Genomic DNA, 1,392 nt, shown 5'->3' with positions numbered 1-1,392 from the left:
TAATTCTTGTTTTAAATGTAAAGCATACTCGCTACTTAAAGACAAATAAAGTTCTTTAATAATTTGTAAATCACCATTATCATATGCCATTTTAGCAAAATTTATAGCCTTTTCATGTAATTTTTTATGATTAGCAATCTTTGCGTTTAAAAAGCATAGGTAAGGAAATTTGCTATTTATTTTTGCGTTTAAAAAATCATTAGTAAGTATTTGAAATTCAAAAAATAACGATATAAACTCATTGTAACGAGTATTAAAAATAAAGCTTAGATAACGATTTGCTTTTTTATATTCTTGTTTTAAAACTAAATTTGCTATTATGTGAATTCTATATTTATCATTATCTAAGTCATTTTTTAAGGCCTGTCTTAAATAATATATTAAAATATCGTAATTTTTTTTTAAATTCCTAGCAAGTATAAAAAGATGAAAATAAGACAAAGCCTTTTGCATAGGATGAAGATTTAAAATATCAATATTTTTTTCTAAAAATTCATATCTTTGTTCTTCGCTAAAATACCTAAGTGTATTTATACCTTTTAGATTTTTATTCATATATCTAGCAAGTTGAGGCACTGATGAAACAGCAGAAGAATAAAGTTCTTTGGCACAACTCATAAAGGCAATATCAAAAAAGAATAATTCTAAATTTGGTCTTTTCCAATCCCTAATCTTATTTGCACTAATTACATTTTTACTATTTACAAAATCACAAAGTTTATCTACTGATTCTACATCTTCTGAAAATATTATAAATTTTTTATTAGGATTTGCCTTAATAATTTGCAAGGCAAGTTCAAAATAAGTAGCTCGGAAAATAATTTCATCTTTTTTTCTCCAATTACCAAAATATACCACATCCCCAGCCCTTAAATTTATAACATTATAATCATTAAATTCTAAAGCCTTATTCTTAGCTTCTTTTATAATTGCTTTCACATTATCGCTAAATTCTATATCTTTATTAAAGGCATTTTCAATCCTAAGTCTATCTGTCATATCATCTTCATTTACGAATCTCGGCGGTCCAATGGTTATAAAATTAGCATTATCTACACTTAAAAATTTTTCTTGTAACTCATCAAAATTTTTAAAAGTGTTAATATCAAAATCTCTTTTTGGTAATTTATCTATATAATATTTTTTTATAAAAGTAGGTGAAAAAATTTCTTCTTTTTCCATAACACAAAAGCCAATTGTTTTTACTCCATCTTCTCCCTTAAAATCAGTGCTTAAATGAGCTTTTTTATAGCCTTCAGTATTTAACCATGCAAATTTAACGAAATTTTTATTACCGAGTCTATTTGCTAAATAAAAATAATAAGATAAATTAACTAATCTAGCTCCAAGTCCATCATATTTAAAATATATTAAATAATTCATTTTTTCTCC

Annotated in this window: 1 protein-coding gene; it reads right to left on the bottom strand. The window is 24.4% G+C overall.

What is annotated here, in order from left to right; genetic code table 11:
• The coding region (locus FMM58_RS08765) for a hypothetical protein (protein WP_190317963.1) at nt 1-1,392 on the bottom strand (1,392 nt) is incomplete at both ends.

The sequence above is a fragment of the Campylobacter sp. LR291e genome (assembly GCF_008633915.1).
Classification (GTDB): Bacteria; Campylobacterota; Campylobacteria; order Campylobacterales; family Campylobacteraceae; genus Campylobacter_D.
The sequence above is the reverse complement of the archived record's forward strand: the minus strand, read 5'-3'. Positions and strand labels throughout refer to the sequence as shown.